Annotated in this window: 12 protein-coding genes; 6 read left to right on the top strand and 6 right to left on the bottom strand. The window is 61.1% G+C overall.

Translation table 11 applies throughout. From position 1 onward, the window contains the following. Nucleotides 1–62 precede the first annotated feature (62 nt). Nucleotides 63–488 carry an Lrp/AsnC family transcriptional regulator gene (locus ABS758_RS07620; protein ID WP_350381615.1) on the top strand — a complete coding sequence of 142 codons (426 nt, stop codon included), beginning with the start codon at nt 63–65 and terminating at the stop codon, nt 486–488. On the opposite strand, the gene ABS758_RS07625 is transcribed toward ABS758_RS07620, so the two are convergent. Further along, nucleotides 430–4062, bottom strand: a complete 3633-nt coding sequence (locus tag ABS758_RS07625; protein WP_350381613.1) for a YhdP family protein — start codon at nt 4060–4062, stop codon at nt 430–432. The genes ABS758_RS07620 and ABS758_RS07625 overlap by 59 nt on opposite strands. A gap of 79 nt (nt 4063–4141) precedes the next feature. Between ABS758_RS07625 and glnE the strand changes: the two genes are divergently transcribed. Next, nucleotides 4142–6895, top strand: coding sequence for a bifunctional [glutamate--ammonia ligase]-adenylyl-L-tyrosine phosphorylase/[glutamate--ammonia-ligase] adenylyltransferase (glnE, locus tag ABS758_RS07630; protein ID WP_350381611.1), 2754 nt, complete (start codon nt 4142–4144; stop codon nt 6893–6895). Nucleotides 6896–7243: 348 nt separating this feature from the next. Here the strand turns inward: glnE and clpB are convergent, their stop codons facing one another. Then, nucleotides 7244–9835 (bottom strand): ATP-dependent chaperone ClpB, encoded by a 2592-nt coding sequence (gene clpB, locus ABS758_RS07635; RefSeq protein ID WP_350381609.1) that lies wholly within the window; start codon nt 9833–9835, stop codon nt 7244–7246. A gap of 304 nt (nt 9836–10139) precedes the next feature. On the opposite strand from clpB, the gene ABS758_RS07640 reads away from it, so the two are divergent. The 4 genes from ABS758_RS07640 to ABS758_RS07655 all read left to right on the top strand — a co-directional run bounded on the left by ABS758_RS07640 (nt 10140) and on the right by ABS758_RS07655 (nt 12163). Beyond that, nucleotides 10140–11294 carry a cytochrome P450 gene (locus ABS758_RS07640; protein WP_350381607.1) on the top strand — a complete coding sequence of 385 codons (1155 nt, stop codon included), beginning with the start codon at nt 10140–10142 and terminating at the stop codon, nt 11292–11294. A gap of 17 nt (nt 11295–11311) precedes the next feature. Then, nucleotides 11312–11515 (top strand): oxidoreductase-like domain-containing protein, encoded by a 204-nt coding sequence (locus tag ABS758_RS07645; RefSeq protein ID WP_350381605.1) that lies wholly within the window; start codon nt 11312–11314, stop codon nt 11513–11515. A gap of 99 nt (nt 11516–11614) precedes the next feature. Continuing rightward, entirely contained in the window at nt 11615–11854 is a 240-nt protein-coding gene (locus ABS758_RS07650) for a DUF2249 domain-containing protein (RefSeq protein WP_350381751.1), read from the top strand. A gap of 69 nt (nt 11855–11923) precedes the next feature. Next, nucleotides 11924–12163 (top strand): hypothetical protein, encoded by a 240-nt coding sequence (locus ABS758_RS07655; RefSeq protein WP_350381603.1) that lies wholly within the window; start codon nt 11924–11926, stop codon nt 12161–12163. 8 nt (nt 12164–12171) lie between these two features. Here the strand turns inward: ABS758_RS07655 and ABS758_RS07660 are convergent, their stop codons facing one another. The 4 genes from ABS758_RS07660 to ABS758_RS07675 are packed head-to-tail and all read right to left on the bottom strand — an operon-like array spanning nt 12172 to nt 17308. Then, a complete protein-coding gene (locus ABS758_RS07660; RefSeq protein ID WP_350381601.1) occupies nt 12172–12765 on the bottom strand; it encodes a sarcosine oxidase subunit gamma in 594 nt (197 codons plus the stop codon). After that, nucleotides 12755–15754: a sarcosine oxidase subunit alpha family protein gene (locus tag ABS758_RS07665; protein ID WP_350381599.1), complete on the bottom strand. Its 3000-nt coding sequence runs from the start codon at nt 15752–15754 to the stop codon at nt 12755–12757. Before ABS758_RS07665 ends, ABS758_RS07660 begins: the two co-directional genes overlap by 11 nt. Further along, nucleotides 15751–16050, bottom strand: a complete 300-nt coding sequence (locus tag ABS758_RS07670) for a sarcosine oxidase subunit delta (RefSeq protein WP_350381597.1) — start codon at nt 16048–16050, stop codon at nt 15751–15753. Before ABS758_RS07670 ends, ABS758_RS07665 begins: the two co-directional genes overlap by 4 nt. 10 nt (nt 16051–16060) lie before the next feature. Further along, the gene (locus ABS758_RS07675; protein ID WP_350381595.1) at nt 16061–17308 is read right to left on the bottom strand and encodes a sarcosine oxidase subunit beta family protein; all 1248 of its coding nucleotides are present in this window, start codon (nt 17306–17308) and stop codon (nt 16061–16063) included. Nucleotides 17309–17367 lie beyond the last annotated feature (59 nt).

Genomic DNA, 17367 nt, shown 5'->3' on the forward strand with positions numbered 1-17367 from the left:
AATGGCTAATATTTTGTACAATTTACACATCCAGATTAGCGAAACGTCAGGATACCGTCCATATGGATTCTCTCGACCACGAAATTCTTGCCTACCTGCGCGCCGATGCCCGCATCTCTGCAGCCACTCTGGCTAAAAAACTCAAGGTATCGCGCGGCACGATCTGCAACCGCATCAAACGCATGGAACGCAACCGCCAGATCCTGGGCTACACCGTCAGGGTGCAGGCCGAACCCCAGGGGCAGGAAGTCACCGCCTGGATGAGCATCGCCATCGAGGGCCACGAAACCTCCCGCATCGTGCATGCGCTATCGGGCGAACCCGCCGTATGGGCATTGCATGACACCAATGGCCGCTGGGATATGCTGGCCGAGTTACGCGTCAGTAATTTTGCCCATTTGTCGGATGCGCTGGAGCGCATCCGCCTGATCAAGGGGATTTCGGCGACGGAGACGAGCCTGCATCTGAAGACTGTGCAGTTGCGTTGACAGGCATTTCTTTAATAACAAGATCATCCCAGGTACCGGTGACGTGATAGCGCACGGTCATGGCCTTGGCCAATGGCGTCTTGAGCAACCATTGGGTAATAAAGGCCCCCAGCCCCACCAAGGGGTTGATGGCAATCCCCGCCGCCAGGGCAGCACCACTGACATCCAGGTTGGGCACCATAACGGCCTGAAGATCAAGCGACTCGTTGATGATGTTGGTATGGCCATCCAGCAGGGCAGTACCGGCCGGCCCGATCACCTTGTAATCCTGTATCCGGGCCACCCCGCCATCCAGGCGCAGTGTGCCGCGCAGACTGTCAAACGGGAAGCCGTCCTTGGGCAAGCCGGTAAGCCCCTGATCCAGACGGTTCAGGCGCATGATCGATTGCAGGGATAAAAGCTCCAGCAACTTGGCCGATTTGGAGCCTACGCTGAGCAAACGGCCCTTATCGAGGGATACCTGGACAACCCCTTGCAGGTCGGCCTTGTCTTTGCGCCAGGGGAGGTTGCGCCAGAAGAACTGGCCGTCCAGGGTTCCCTGTCCGCCTGCCAGCAAGCCAGGCCAGCCGGCGGCATCAAGCCAGGCACCCAAATCCTGCGTTTTCACCAAAGCCTTCAGGTGCAGACCGTGATCGGCACCACGCAAGCGCCACATGCCGGTACCCTTGAGTTGCGCGTTTTCATTGCCAATTTGCAAGCGCTTCAGGCGCCAGGCCTTGCCTGCCTCTTCGCGCACGCCATCCAGCCGCAGCGCGCCAAGGCTGCGGCCATACAGCAAGAACTCATCAGCCTGCAGAACCAGCCCTGGAATTTCGAAGTCGTTGTCCAACGGCTGGTCTTCAGTGTCCTGCACATCCGGTAGCAACGAGCTCTTGTCACGGGCATCGTCGCCCAGGCTCAGGCGCGCAAATCGGGCGGACACGGCACCCTGTACGCGGCCATCGAGTTCACGCCATTTGACTGTCCCTGCTGTTTGCTTGGAGCGCAGGTTCATCGACCACTGATCTTCAGGCGTGCGCGTGACACGCAGGACAGCCTGATCCAGGCGCGTGGAGAAAAGCCGCAGCTGCTCGGCCTGAACAGCCAGAAGGGAGAGATCAGGCCATAAGGGCCTGGGCCCGGCTTTTGCAGCTGAACGGCCACGGCGAGGAATAGAAAACTCGTCGACGATGCGGTTCCAGAGGTCGAGATCCAGCAGAGGATGTTTGAAGGCAATGCGCATGCCCGGCATCTGGTCATCTGCGGCTTCTCCCACACCCACCAGCACCTGCTGAAAATACGGACCCTGGCGTTGATTGCGCCGGTGCCGCATCTGTACCCGTACCGCATCGCCCAGGCGCACCTCGAGCATATCGTCGTGAGGGTCCGCATCCGTCCAGCGCACATGCAGGCTACGGGGCTGTGAGGCAGGTTTGGCCAGCGGCGCCGGAAAATCAAGCGCCAGGCCCTGAGTGTCGGAATCCAGCTGCAGGGTATAGTCGCTTTTCTCACGGCGCAATTGCGCGCGATACGCCAGCTTGCCCGAAAGCCGCTGCATACCGGGCACACCGACAAATTTCGCCAGGGCGCCGGCGGTTACATGCCCCTGGAAATGCAAGCCATCCTGGGCTTCGTGACCGCCTTGCAAGGTACCTTGTACTGTCAGGGCGCCCCCTAGCAGCCGGCCTTTCAGCGGCTGGGCCAGTTGCACACCGTGCTCGTTGAAGTGGATCTGGCCTGACAGATGCTCGAATACCGGCGCCTGTGGCAAAAACTGCAAGCTGGCCTGATCGACATCGATACGCCCCTGCACCCGACTGTCATCGACATGCAGCAGCGGTATTTTCAGGGACAAGGGCATTTTCCACTGGCCAGTGGCGGTGGCCTCGTCAAAGACTTCATCCAGCATCCTGGACAACGGCGAATGCTGAATCAGATCCATATAGACGTCACCATCGGCCTCGGTGTGTCCCGAAACAGTCAGCGTGGCATCGTTTTCGAGATCCGGAATCCGGGCCCGCAGGCCGCTCAGATGGATGGTTTTGTCTGGCTCCGGCTGCATCGTGGCCGTACTTGCCTGGAGCTGCAGATCCATGCGCCGAAGATCCACGGCGCCCTCTGCCAGATGCAACAAAGGCCAGGCACGATCTTTGGGCGCGTCCGGCACAAACTCGATCTGGGCACCCTGAAAATTGCCCGCTACCTGGAAATCCCCTGCATCGGGTTGGTCGCCAAACGGAAACCGGGAGAGATCGCCTTTCAGCAACCAGTGCCCTTGCTTGAGCACGCCAGCCTGCAAGCCCCGAGCCAGCCAGGTGCGGGCATCTTCATTGACTTCACGCGGCAAATAGCGGTGAATCGCATTGAGCCTGGCCTGCTGGATGGTGCCCTTGAAATCTGCCAGGCCGGCCAATCCTCGCTGCGCCCAGTTGCCCGCCGCCTGCATGGTGATATCGTTGTTTTGCCAGTTGAACTGGTCAATCTGAACCGACCAGGCAGTGTCGTGACGCACCGAACCGCGGGCGGCCAATACGCCCAGGGCAAGCGGCGCATCGAACCAGTCGGGTTGAACCAGATAGGTGCCCTGCGAACGGACATCAAAGGCCAGGCCTGCCGGCCCAGCGTTTTGCCCACGCGAGAGCGCCTGCCACTGGCCAAGGCGGCCTTGCAACCAGGCCTGGGCCTGGGGTACGTTGAAGGTATCCCGAGCACCTGCTTGCCACCGGAATCCTTGCACACCCAGCAGGGCCGTCAGGCGCGGGCCATCCGGGGCAGATTGCACCCAGATTTGCGCATCCATCTGCCCCTGCTGCATGGCTGACGGGATTTCAAGCCACTGGCGCCAACGATCCACCGAGACATCGGATAATTGCAACCACGACCGCCATGTTGACCCTGCGTATCCCTTGGACAGGGCCTGTGCGTCGGCCAGCTGGGCGCGAATGGCCAACTGGCCTTCACCGACTTCAGGGGCTTTGGCCGACAGCGAAATCCCCAGGCCACCTTCTTGCTGGCGCAACAGCGCATGCACGTCAGAGAGGTGAAGTTCAGGCGCTGCGCGCAGTTGGTCGCGCCAGGTGATACCCAGGTCGCGAAACTCGATCCGTGGTTGTGCCAGCACCCAGCCCAGCCAGGTGGGTACCTGCCCGGTTCGCTCGGTGGAATCAAGCGAAAAAGACTGACCAAGCACCTGCAGCTGGCCGATGTGCGTGCGTGCGACGTCAAGATCCATGCCCTGCACCAGAAGCCGCAGGGCACCCGTATGCCCGGGCAGCAGCGCTGTCCAATCCAGCTGCGCATCCACGCGGGGCACGGACATCAGCAGGCGGCCGTCTTGCGCCAGAATCTGGATATCGCGCAAATTGAACTGAGGGCGCCAGCCCTGCCAGGAGATCTGGACGGAGCCCAGCGTGACGGTTTCGCCCAGCATATGCGACAACCGCTGGGCAATCTGCGGGCGCCAGTTATCGATGTGGGGCGCTACCCAGTAGCGGCCCGCCAGAAGAAACAGGCCCAGCACAAAATACAAACCAACCAGCAGCGTGATCAGCCATCGGTGAGTGTGCCAGGTAAGCTTTGATAAGAATTGGCGCATGCCAGATTTTGCAGTATGTTAAAGCCCCCTGCGGGCTTGGCCCTGTCAGGGCCCGCCCACCCAACCCGCGATGGACCCGATGTCTGAAGCCATTATATTAAAGCCCGCCCTGCTGTGGTCTGGCGCCTTGCGGCGCCAGTTGATGGCGCACCCGGACGCCGAGACACGACTGCTGCAGGATTGCGCAGGTGCCGTCGGCCGCAAAACACTCCAGGCATGGTTCGAAGAAGCGCTCGGCGCGCAGTCTGCGCCCGATCGTCCAGCGTTGCAGCGCATCCTGAGACACGTCCGCCAACGGGTGTTCTACACCCTGATGGTACGCGATATTGCAGGCACGGCCCCCTTGCATGAAGTGGTTGCGGCCATGTCAGCCCTGGCAGACCTGTCAATCGGGCAAGCATATGCCTGCGCCATGCGCACCCTGATGGCCGTGCACGGCACCCCGCGCCACCCAGAAACTGGCACGCCACAAGACATGCTGATCCTGGGCATGGGCAAGCTGGGGGGCAAAGAGCTTAATGTGTCCTCGGACATCGACCTCATCATGCTGTACGACGAAGAAGGTGAAACCGATGGGCGCCGCCCCATCAGCCACCACGAGTTCTACGCCAAGGTGTGTCGCCTGATGATGCCCATGCTCTCCGAGCAGGACGCCGACGGCTATGTGTTTCGCACGGACTTGCGCCTGCGCCCCGATGGTGATGCAGGCCCCCTGGCCTGGAGTTTTGCCGCACTGGAAACTTATCTGGTAGCCCAAGGGCGCGAATGGGAGCGCTACGCCTGGCTAAAGGCACGGGCAATCCCCTGCCCTATTTTTGATGAAGCCACCTGGACGAGCCACACACAAACACTGGAGTCGCTGCGCCGCCCGTTCGTGTACCGCAAGTATTTTGATTTTGATGCACTGGCATCCTTGCGCAAGCTGCGTGAGCGCATCCGCACTGATTGGCAGCGCCGGGCGCAGGCACGGCACGGCGTAGACACACAGCACAATATCAAACTGGGCGAAGGAGGCATCCGCGAGATTGAGTTTGTGGTGCAACTGAACCAGTTGATCCGCGGGGGCCGACAGCCCTCGCTACAGCAGCGCAACCTGCTGGCCGCCTTGCACAAACAGCACCGTGCAGGCATTTTGAACGACCAGCAGGCCCAAGGCCTGGAGGCCGCCTACGGCTACCTGCGTCGGCTTGAACACGTGCTTCAATATCGTGAAGACGAACAAACCCACTTGCTGCCACACCAGCCGGACCAACTGGCCGCACTGGCAAGCACATTGGGGCATCCCGATGTGACGCATTTTCAGACCACGCTGGGCGAGCACCGGCGCATCGTGTCGGAGTGCTTTCAAAATGCGTTTCGTATCGCCGGCATGGGAGATGAATCCACCCCCGAAGAAGCCTCTGTCGAATCTGACGGCATACGCCCGACAGGGCTTAGCGACACACAGGCGGACGAGATGCAAAAGCAGATTGACGCCCTGCTGGACAGCCACCGCATCCAGAGCCTGCCACGCACCAGCCTGCAGCGCCTGCACGCGCTGCTGCCGGGCTTAAGCCAGGCGGCAGCCAATACACAAGACCCCCAAACCACGTTATTGCGCCTGCTGGGTCTGGTAGAGCAAATTGCACAGCGCAGCGCCTATCTGGCCTTGCTGGCCGAGTATCCGGAGACCCTGGCACGTGTCGCGCGCCTGATCAGCGCCAGTCCTTGGGCATCGCAATTTCTGAGCCGCTATCCGCTGTTGCTTGACAGCTTGATCGAATGGCGCAGCTTGATGGAAGCCCCGGATTTCCCGGCGCTGGCGCAACAGTTGCGCAGCGACCTGGATGCCTGCCTGCTGCCTGACGGGCAGCCGGATATCGAGCAGCAGATGAATCTGATGCGGGATGTTCAGCACCAGGTAACCTTCCAGCTGCTGGCGCAGGACCTGGAAAATGTAGTAAGCGTGGAAAGCCTGGCAGACCATTTATCCGCACTGGCTGATCTGATGCTGGCGGAGGCAATCCATCGGGTGTGGCCACAGGTGTTGCCGCGAGACCGCCGGGCAAACCCGGGCACGCCGCATTTTGCGATCATCGCGTATGGCAAGCTGGGAGGCAAGGAAATTGGCTACGCCTCGGATCTGGATCTTGTTTTTCTGTACGACGATCCAGATCAGGAGGCGAGCGAGCGATATGCGAAGCTGGGGCGGCGGATTGCTTCGTGGTTATCAACATTGACGTCTTCGGGCCGGCTGTACGAGATTGATTTACGCCTGCGCCCGGATGGAGACGCCGGCCTGCTGGCTTTGCCGATTGACGCATTTGAGCATTACCAGCTGAACCAGGCGTGGCCCTGGGAGCATCAGGCGCTGACGCGGGCCCGTTTTGTGGCGGGCGATGCGGCTATCGGGCAGCGCTTTGACGATATCCGGCAGCGGATTTTGTTGTTGCCCCGGGATCCGGAGGCTTTGCGTCGGGATGTGCTGGCGATGCGGGAGAAGATTTCTCAGGGGCATCCGAACCGCAGTGGAGAGTTCGATCTGAAGCACGACCGGGGGGGGATGGTGGATATTGAGTTCATCACCCAGTTCCTGGTGCTGAGCCAGGCGGGCGCGCATCCTGAGCTTCTGGGCAATTTGGGAAATATTGCGCTGTTGGGGTTGGCGGCACAGGCAGGGCTGATCTCGGGGTTGCTGGCGGCGGATGTGGCGGATGCGTACCGGGTGTTTCGGCGGCGGCAGCATGCGTTGCGGTTGCAGGGGGCGGAGAAGGCGCGGGTGCCGATGACAGAGTTTGTGCGGGAGCGGGAAGCGGTTCGGGAGCTTTGGGGGGCTGTGCTGGGGGAGGTTTAAAACTCGGCGCTCATCGCGGAGCAGGGGGCCTGGAGGGGGCCATTCGGGCTGGTTTTGTGGTCGGTTTTAACTTGGAGCTCATCGCGGAGCAAGGGGCTTGGGGGGCGCAGGTCGCAATTTGGCGGCTTCGCCATGGAGGTGAGGATGGGCTCCAACAGCGCCCCCCAAGCCCCCTGCTCCACGATTGACGGCATGCGACGATCGGATGGCGAGAGGCTGATTTCCCGTAGGGCGGGTACCGGGCTGGGTTGAACTGGGCCGACGTTAAAAGGGGCTTCGCGCAAGGATTGTGCGAAGCCCCTTTTGTTCGATTGCGAGTGTTGAGTGGCGTGTTGGTGCCACTATGGCCTATTGAAGAGTGCGTTCGAAGACGAACTTCTCGCCATCCCAGTCGACGGGGACGACGTCGCGGGGGCCGAAGGTGCCTTCCAGGATCAGACGGGCCACAGGGTTTTCGATGTATTGCTGGATGGCCCGTTTGAGCGGGCGGGCACCGAAGACGGGATCGTAGCCGACGCGAGCGAGTTCCTTGATGGCATCGTCGCTGATTTCCAGGCGCATTTCGTGCTGAGCAAGGCGTTCGGCCAGGCGTTTGATCTGGATGCGGGCGATGGGCTCGATGTGGGAGGCATCCAGGCCATGGAAGACGACGATTTCGTCAATGCGGTTTAGGAACTCGGGGCGGAAAGCGGTTTTGAGTTCGTCGCGGATAACTTCTTTGACGACATCATAGGGTTGGTCGGCCATGTTCTGGATGTGCTGGGAGCCGATGTTGGAGGTCATGATGATGACGGTGTTTCGAAAGTCGACGGTGCGTCCCTGGCCGTCTGTGAGGCGGCCATCATCCAGTACCTGGAGCAGGATGTTGAAGACGTCGGGGTGGGCTTTCTCGACTTCGTCGAGCAAGATAACGCTATAGGGTTTGCGGCGTACGGCTTCGGTGAGGTAGCCGCCTTCTTCGTAACCGACGTACCCCGGGGGGGCACCGATCAGGCGCGCAACCGAGTGTTTTTCCATGAATTCACTCATGTCGATGCGTACAAGGTGGTTGTCGGAATCAAAGAGGAAGCGCGCCAACGCTTTGGTGAGCTCGGTTTTACCCACGCCGGTGGGGCCCAGAAACAAAAATGAGCCGTAGGGACGACTGGGGTCGGAGAGGCCAGCGCGCGAGCGGCGGATAGCTTCGGACACCAGCCGGACGGCTTCGTCCTGGCCCACGACGCGCTCGTGCAGGACGGCTTCCATGCCCAGCAGTTTGGCACGCTCGCCTTGCATCATGCGCGAGACGGGGATGCCCGTGGCGCGCGAGACGACTTCTGCGATTTCTTCGGCGCCTACCTGGGTGCGCAGGAGCCGGGGTTTGCTGGCGTCGGCATCTTTTGGAGAGGATTCGGCAGCCTGCAGGCGGGCTTCAAGCTCTGGCAGGCGGCCGTATTGCAGCTCTGCGAGTTTGTCGTATTGGCCTTTGCGCTGCAGTTCGGCCATTTCGGCTCGGACTTGTTCGATTTCTTCTTTGACGGCCTGAGAGCCCTGGACAGCAGCTTTCTCGGCTTTCCAGACTTCTTCGTAGTCGTTGTATTCGCGCTGCAGGGTTTCGAGTTCTTCTTCAATGGCTTTCAGGCGCCGTTCGGAGGCTTCGTCAGTGTCCTTGCGCACGGCTTCGCGCTCGATCTTGAGCTGGATGATCCTGCGGTCCAGCCTGTCCATGACTTCGGGCTTGGAATCGATCTCCATGCGGATGCGGGCAGCAGCCTCATCAATGAGGTCGATGGCCTTGTCGGGCAGGAAACGGTCGGTGATGTAGCGGTGCGAGAGCTCTGCTGCAGCGACAATGGCGGGGTCGGTGATCTGCACACCATGGTGCAGTTCGTAGCGTTCTTGCAGGCCGCGCAGGATCGCAATGGTGGATTCGACGTTGGGCTCATCGACCAGCACCTTCTGGAACCGGCGCTCGAGAGCGGCGTCTTTTTCGATGTACTGGCGGTATTCGTCCAGGGTAGTTGCACCCACGCAATGGAGTTCGCCACGCGAGAGCGCCGGTTTCAGCATATTGCCGGCATCCATGGCACCTTCGGCTTTGCCGGCGCCCACCATGGTGTGCAGCTCGTCGATGAAGACGATGGTTTGTCCGGAGTCTTGTGCCAGTTCTTTAAGCACTGCCTTGAGGCGCTCTTCGAATTCGCCCCGATACTTGGCACCGGCCAGCAAGCCGGCAAGATCCAGCGCCAGGATGCGCTTGCCCTTGAGGGTTTCAGGCACTTCGCCGTTGACGATACGTTGGGCCAGGCCTTCGACGATGGCTGTCTTGCCCACACCGGGCTCGCCGATAAGGACGGGGTTGTTTTTGGTGCGGCGCTGCAAAATCTGGATGGTACGACGGATTTCATCATCGCGCCCAATGACGGGGTCGAGCTTGCCCTCACGCGCACGGGCGGTGAGATCCAGCGTGTATTTCTTAAGTGCCTGGCGGTTGTCTTCGTCGTCAGCGCCCGTAACATTGGTGCCACCCCGCACGGCCTCGATGGCCGCCTCGAGGGCCTTGCGCTGCAGGCCGGCATCGTGCAGTGCACGGCCAACCTCGCCCTTATCGTCGGCCATGGCCAACAGATAGAGCTCGCTGGCAATGTAGGTATCGCCGCGCCGGCCGGCCTCTTTATCCGTACGCGCCAGGGCGGATTGCAGATCTCGGCTGGCTTGCACATTGGCCTCTGCACCTTCGACGGTGGGCATGGCCTTGATCTGGCGCTCAAGCTCGGACTGCAGCCGTGGCACGGCTACGCCGGCTCGGGCCAGCAAACTGGCGGTGCCGCTGTCTTGGTCGGCCAGCAGGGCCGACAGCAGGTGGGCGTTTTCGATATAAGGATGGTCACTGCGCACTGCCAGGCTTTGGGCATCGGCAAGCGCTTGCTGAAACTTCGTGGTGAGTTTGTCGAATCGCATGAGTGGAACCCTGTATTGGGAGGGGGCCTATGCCCCAATATCCGATATATGCGGCTGATTAGCGAATTTTCAAGACTTTCGCAAGGCCCGCTTGACGCCCGCGAGCACCCCTTTAAACCCAGGAAATTTGCGGCAGATCTACCACAGCATATCGCAAAGATGAACCACAAAATTGAGCTAGATCAAAGACTTGAGGAAAAAATTGGATCACCATGCACGCTCTCCTCGCTTCAGGGTTTACCCTTGATCCATCACCATCTGAAACAGATTTCACGGCCCGGCTGCCGGGCCCACAAGGGTCATCATGAGCTCACACCAAGACTGGGATCCCCGTTCTCCAGAAGTACTGGCTGATCCCATCGCCGCATACGACCACATGCGCCAGCGCTGCCCGGTGGCGCACAGCGATTACCTGCATCACTCGGTATTTCGCCACGCCGATGTGATGCGTATCGTGATGGATCACGATACTTTCAGCAGCCAGGCCTCACGCCATGTGTCGGTGCCCAACAGCATGGATCCGCCCGAGCACACCGCCTGGCGGGCCCTGATCGAGCCATACTTCGGGCCGGATCGCATGGCCGAATTTGCCCCGGTGTGTCAAGCGATCTGTGATGACCTGGTGGGGGCGCTGCCACACAACAGCAGTGTAGAAATCATGTTTGGCCTGGCCCATCCCTTTGCCCTGCGGATGCAATGCGCGTTTCTGGGCTGGCCAGACAGCCTGCACGAGCCCTTGCGCCAGTGGATACACAAGAAAAACGTGGCTACCCTGTCTGGTGACACCCATGCCATTGCCGCCGTCGCCACCGAGTTTGACCAAACCATCCGCGACCTGCTCAAAGAGCGCCGCCAGGCGGGCGACCAGGTACCGGACGACGCCACCTCACGCCTGATGCAGGCCACCATCCACGGCCGTCATCCCACCGAAGACGAGATCGTCAGCATCTTGCGCAACTGGACCGTGGGCGAGCTGGGCACCATGGCCTCCAGCGTGGGCATCATCGCCTACTATCTGGCCACCCACCCCGCCTTGCAAGACACCTTGCGCCAGGACCCAGGCCTGATCCGTGCCGCCAACGACGAGATCCTGCGCATCCACGCGCCGCTGATTGCCAACCGGCGCACCCCACGCTGCCCGGTGCAGGTGGCGGGCAAACAGCTGCAAGCCGGAGACCGTGTCACCCTGATCTGGGCGTCAGCCAATCGCGACGAGGCGGTCTTTGGCGACCCGGACGAGTTTCGGCTGGATCGCGACCCATCCCTTAACCTGCTGTATGGAGCTGGTATCCACGTGTGCCCTGGGGCACCCCTGGCACGTCTGGAGCTTGAGCACATGATCAAGACTTTGCTGTCTGCCACCACCAGGCTGCAACCCAGTGACGAGCATCCGCCCATACCGGCCGTCTATCCCGCCAGCGGCTACCGGCAGGCGATCCTGCAGCTAAGGATGGCGTGAAGGCATAAAATGGGGGCATGACCTCCATCCCCACAGACGCAGACCCCCGCCCGGCCGAGCCGATCGAGCCCGACCTGAACGAATGCTGCGGCAATGGCTGCTGCCCTTGCGTGTTTGACACCTACGCCGAAGAAAAACGCGCGTGGCGCGACGCAGTCAAAGAATGGGATGAGCGCCACCGGGAAACCTCCCCACAAACGTCCGGGGATCCCGCGCAGTGAATAGGGTTCCTGCCTGTTTGAAGAGCCGCCTGTTTTTATAATCTGACTCTCCCATATATCTTTGCAGGAAAACGCACCGTGGCCTCTGACGCTATCCCTATGTTTGCCGAAAACACCTATCCCCTGGACGCCCGTGGCATCGCCAAGCGTTTTCGCCATGCCGCCATTTTTGGCGCACTGTCGGCCCTGCAGCCCGGCGAAACCATGCGCTTTTGCAACGACCACGACCCCCTGCCCTTGCTGCAGCAACTCAAAGGCCACTTTGGCGAAAACATCGAGTTTGAATACCTGGCACGCAATCCGGGCGAGATCGTGATCGATTTCCATATCGTGCCCTGACCGGAAGCACCCACCCAGAAGCCACTCTGCCAGTGGCTTTTTTCATTTCATGCCGAGCCGTAATCGTCGATGCGAAACGTCAGACGCGGCACCCCGGTATCGAAAGCGCACTTCCAGAAGGTCAGCACTTACCTGGAAGCAACCCGGGCGGAAAAAGTCCTGATGGGCGGCAAGATCGCGTCCGAAGGCTTCGTTGAACCCACCATCGTCGACACCTGGCGCTGGGCCAGACACTGGCGCAATACGGGGTGCGCTGCGGCGCGGGTAGGCGCCGCAGCGCACCCATGGGCGGCCCGTGCCGCCATGTAGGTTGGCGGTCAACTCTCCATCGCATCGAGCAGCATGCGCACGGCATAATCGGCGAAGCTACGACGCACGATCAGTTCCCAGCCATCGCCCGCCTCATCCAATGGGTGCAACAGTACGCTGGTCTTGAAGAAATGTGACTGAGCACAACAGCCAAACGGCAAGGCACGCGGGTGCAGATCCAGCGGGCAGCCGGCATTCAGCACATCGCGCACCCCAGGTCCGTGCAGCCGAATGACGGAATAGCCGCTGCTCTGGTCCGTGACCGCGAACCAATGACCTGCCAGTGAATGTTCGACCCGGGACGCCAGACTGTCCGCGCCGTCGGCCGGGGCGCACAGCAGCCACTCATCGGGTGCCAGCCACAAGGCGGTGATATCCCTCCCGCGGGTAACGGTATTGGGCATCAGGGGCAACTCCAACCCCAGGCAAGCGTGAACGGCTCCCAACATAGTCGAATCGGAAGGATCCACCCGCAGATTGGCCAGACTGATCTGAGGCTGTTCGCTCAGACGCACCTGGTCGGGGGCGCCGTGTTGCAACGGCAGGCCAAATTCCATATGCAGGCTCGTCAACGGGGTCTGCTGTTTGCTTTCAGTCAACATTTTGACGGGCTCCTTCAGGATCGTAGAACACCGGGCTGCAGACACGCGCCGGCATGAATCGGCCATCAGCCGTGGCTACTGTTACTTCATGGCCCATCCGCGCATGGCCGTCCTTGAGCAGGGCCAAGGCAATGGACCGTCCCAGGATCGGGCTCATATAGCTGGATGTCACGTGGCCAAACATCGGGGCGATGGTTGCTTGGGTGGGCCCCTGCAGGATCTGACCGCCTTCTGGCAGCACGCAGGTGGAGTCATTGGCCAGCAGGCCAACAAACTGCTTGCGCCCATCACTGCTGGTGTGACTGCGCGCGAGCGAACGCTTGCCTAGGCAGTCTTTGGTCTTGGCCACCATGCCGCCCATGCCCAGATCCACCGGGGTCACCGACCCGTCCGTGTCCTGCCCAACGATGATGTACCCCTTCTCGCCGCGCAGCACGTGCATGGTTTCGGTGCCATAGGGCGTGATTTCGTAGGGCTGTCCGGCCTCCATCAGCCGCTCGGCGATGTGGCGACCCATATTGGCCGGCACATAGACCTCGAAGGATAGCTCGCCCGAGAAGCTTACCCGCAAGACACGGGCAAACACACCATCGATGGTGCCTTCCCGGAAACTCATGAAGGGGAAGGCCTCACCGCTGAAATCGATGTCCTTGCAGACGGCGGCCAGCACCTTGCGGGCATTGGGGCCTGCGACAGTGGTCACAGCGAACTGGTCAGTCACCGAGGTCAGATAGACCTGCAGATTCGGCCATTCGGTCTGCAGCCAGCGCTCCATCCAGCTCATGATGCGAGCGGCACCGCCAGTAGTGGTGGTCAGCAGGAAATGATCCTCGGCCAGGCGGATGCTTACGCCGTCGTCCATGACCATGCCGTTTTCGTCGAGCAGCAGGCCATAGCGGCAGCGGCCGGGCTGCAGCTTGGTCCAGGAATTGATATACAGGCGATTGAGGAATTCGACCGCATCCGGGCCCCGTACATCGATCTTGCCCAAAGTACTGTAATCCAGGATGCCGACGCTGTTGCGCACGGCCAGACATTCACGCCGCACGGCTGCATGCATGTCCTCGTCCGGCCTCGGGTAATAATGGGCGCGCTTCCAGTTGCCCACGTCCTCGAAGACCGCGCCTTGCTCCAGATTCCAGTCATGCAGGCAGGTTCGGCGGATTGGGTCGAACCAGTCGCCCAGCTCTCGTCCGGCAAGGGCGCCAAAGCTGACCGGCGTGTAATTGGGACGGAACGTGGTGGTTCCTGTCGCCGGGATGCTCTGCTTCAGGGCTTCCGCCAGTACGCCCATGCCATTGATGTTGCCCAGCTTGCCCTGGTCAGTGCCAAAGCCCATCGCCGTGTAGCGCTTGACGTGCTCGACCGAATGGTAGCCCTCGCTGACCGCCAGCAGGATATCCGATACAGAGACATCGTTTTGGTAATCGATGAACTGCTTCGGGCCCCGCGTAGCATCCTTGCCCTTGCCGACCGACCACAACGGTAACAGCGGCGTGACCTCGATGGGGCGAGCAGACCATGCAGGCAAATCAGCGGGTCGCGTCCCCGGGGCGCCCTCGGCCGCCCGCAGGCCCGCACGTACGCCGCCATCCAGAGCCGCCTGCAAATCGAAGTCGCCATTGGCGGCACCGGCACTGCCAAGTGGCTGTGCCGCCCCATCTGGCACGAAGCAGGCACGTTCCTCGCACCAGCGCGGTTTGCTGCGCGACTGAGCGTATAGATGTACGACGGGATTCCAGCCGCCCGAGATGACCAGCAGGTCGCAGGTCAGCGCATCGATCCCGTCGCGCAAACTCACGCCATGGCCACGTAGGCGCACACCAGTCACATGCTTGCCACCGCGCGCCTCGGCCACCACCGTCTGATGGATGATCCGAATCCCCAGGCGTTCAGCCTCGGCCGGGACGGTCCCATGGCTGAGTACGCGCGGATCCACAACCGTGACATCGGCACCGTGACGTTTCAGGTCGATTGCAGTTTGATAGGCACTGTCGTTATTGGTAAACACGACAGCACGACGGCCCGGCAGCACGCCATAGTGGTGGATATAGGTGGAGACAGCACCCGCCAGCATCACACCCGGGATATCGTTGTTGCCGAATACCAGCGGCCGCTCGTGGGCGCCAGTCGCCAGCACCACATGTCGCGCCCGGATCTTCCAGATGCGCTCCCGCACGCCGCTGCGCTGGGCGATCGGCAAGTGATCGTGCAGCCGCTCGCAGGCGGTGATCAGATTGTGATCCTGGTAGCCAAAGGCGGTGGTGCGCTGCAGCACCCGCGTTTCTGGCTGGGCAGACAGCTCGGACATGCGCTCGGCCACCCAATCCAGCGCCGGCTTGCCGTCGATGGTTTCCTGAGTGCGCAACAGGCTGCCCCCCGCCTCGCCGCCGTCATCCACCAGAAGAACCCGCGCTCCGGTACGGCCGGCCGCGCAGGCTGCGGCCAGCCCCGCCGGCCCAGCCCCCACCACCAGTACATCACAGTGCGCATAGCGCTTCTCGTAGCGGTCAGGATCCCGGGTGTCGGGCACTGAACCCAGCCCTGCGGCATCACGGATTCGTTCCTCGTATTTGCCCCACCAGCTGCGCGGCCACATGAAGGTCTTGTAGTAGAAACCCGCCGGAATGAAACGCGCAAAGCGCTGCATGATCGCCATGCGGTCATGCTCGATGTCCGGCTTGGCGTTGACGCTGGTTGCGCGCAAGCCTTCATAGAGCTCGACCTCGGTCGCGCGCGCATTGGGTATGGTATAGGCACCGCTTTCCAGCTGCACCAGGGCATTGGGTTCTTCGACTCCGGCAGTCATGATGCCACGCGGGCGGTGATACTTGAAGCTGCGCGCCACGAAATGCACGCCATTGGCCAGCAGCGCCGAGGCCAGCGTGTCACCCTGCAGGCCGGTATAGGCCTTGCCATTGAAGGAGAAATGCACTGGCACGCCGCGCTGCACGCGGCCACCCTGAGGCAGACGACTGTTCTGATTCATACGGCCTCCTGAATCGGTTCGGCGGTATCGCGGCCCTGGCCATCGAAGGTCTCGTAGCCCTGGATGTCATAGGTTCTGGTGTCGCGCTCGGCGATGAACCAACGACGGCAACCATGGGTGTGAACCCACTGCTCGCGAAACAGCCCGAAAGTATTGCGGCGCATGAATACATAATCGCCCCACTGCCGGTCGTCCATCGTTGAGTTGTCCACGGGACGCACGATGCCGGCTTCCCCCCCATAGCTGAATTCGCTTTCGGCACGATCCCCGCACCAGGGGCATTTGATCTGCAGCATGATGTCTCCTTCAATGAGCTACGGCGGCGGCGCCGTGCTCGTCGATCAGATGGCCGCTATAGAAGCGGTCGACGGAGAAGGCCTCGTTGAGGGGATGCGGTTTGTCATGCGCCACCGTGTGCGCAAAGACCCAGCCCGAACCCGGCGTGGCCTTGAACCCCCCGGTTCCCCACCCGCAGTTGAAATAAAGCCCTTTAATCTCAGTCTTGGTGATGATCGGGCACGCATCAGGCGACACATCCACGATGCCCCCCCACTGGCGGTTCATACGCACGCGGCTCAGGGAAGGAAACATCTCAACGATGGCCTGCAGCGTGTGTTCGATGCTTTGGAAGCTGCCACGCTGACCGTAGCCCAGATACTGATCGATTCCCGCCCCGATCACCAGATCGCCCTTGTCCGACTGGCTGATGTAGGCGTGCACGGCATTGGACATAATGACGGTATGAATGCAGGGTTTGACGGGCTCAGAGACCAGTGCCTGCAGGGGATGGCTCTCGATGGGCAGACGAATGCCCGCCATGTCGGCCAATACGCTGGAATGGCCGGCCACCACGACGGCGACTTTCTTGGCCTTGATAAATCCCTTGCCCGTATCCACGCCTTCAATGGCGCCATTTTTCTTCCGGATATTGGTCACCGGGCAGTTCTGGATAATGTGCACACCCAGCTGATCCGCTGCGCGCGCAAACCCCCAGGCCACGGCATCATGGCGGGCTACACCGCCACGCCGCTGGAACGACCCCCCCAGCACAGGATAGCGGCTGTCCAGATTGATGTTGGGCACGATCTCCTGGATCTGCGCCGGCGTCAGCCATTCGCCATCAACCCCGTTGTAGCGATTGGCATTGATGCGCCGCTGAGTGTCACGCACTTCCTGTAGATTGTGGGCCAAATTCATGACGCCGCGCTGGCTGAACATGACGTTGTAGTTCAGGTCCTGCGACAGGCCTTCCCAGAGCTGCATCGCCTTTTCGTAGAGCTGGGCTGATTCGTCCCAGAGATAGTTCGAGCGCACGATCGTGGTATTGCGCGCCGTATTGCCGCCGCCCAGCCAACCTTTTTCCAGCACGGCAACATTGTGGATGCCATGCACCTTGGCCAGGTAATAGGCGGTGGCCAGGCCATGCCCGCCCGCGCCGATCACCACGACATCGTATTCACGCTTGGGCTCGGGGCTGTGCCACGCACGGCCCCAGTTTTCATTGTGATTCAGCCCGTTACGAATCAGGCTGAAGATTGAGTAACGATTACTCATGGTCTCCTCGCTCATATGATGGTGCACCTCAGTTGGCGTTGTGGGTGCAGTACATCAAA

This window comes from Castellaniella sp. FW104-7C03 (assembly GCF_040276085.1).
Classification (GTDB): domain Bacteria; phylum Pseudomonadota; class Gammaproteobacteria; order Burkholderiales; family Burkholderiaceae_B; genus Castellaniella.